This window comes from Acetobacter pomorum, assembly GCF_002738225.1.
Taxonomy (GTDB): Bacteria; Pseudomonadota; Alphaproteobacteria; order Acetobacterales; family Acetobacteraceae; genus Acetobacter; species Acetobacter pomorum.
In genome coordinates, this window is record NZ_PEBQ01000012.1 from 1 (window position 1) to 379 (window position 379).

The following is a 379-nucleotide window of genomic DNA, read 5'->3' on the forward strand; positions in this document are numbered from 1 at the left end:
CCTCCACAAACTCAGCACGACCATCGCCAAGAACCACGGCACGGTCGTTGTGGAGGCATTGCAGGTGCGGAGCATGTCCGCATCAGCCACAGGCTCGGTCGAAGAACCGGGTCGCAATGTCCGGCAGAAAGCCGGGCTCAACCGCAGCATCCTCGATCAGGGCTGGCGAATGTTCCGCACTCTGCTGGGATACAAGCTGGCGGACCGGGGTGGTAGGCTCATTGAGGTGCCAGCCGCCTACACCAGCCAGACCTGCTCAGTCTGTGGAAGTGTGGACCCGGCAAATAGGGCCAGTCAGGCACGTTTTATCTGCACTGCCTGCGGACACACTGAAAACGCGGACATCAACGCCGCAAAGAACATCCTACGGCGGGCGGAC

1 protein-coding gene is annotated in these 379 nt (G+C 61.2%); it reads left to right on the top strand.

Translation table 11 applies throughout. The annotated features are described in order from the left end of the window. Positions 1-379, top strand: a 379-nt coding sequence (locus CSR02_RS01350; RefSeq protein WP_167384069.1) for an RNA-guided endonuclease InsQ/TnpB family protein, incomplete at both ends; no start/stop codon positions are given.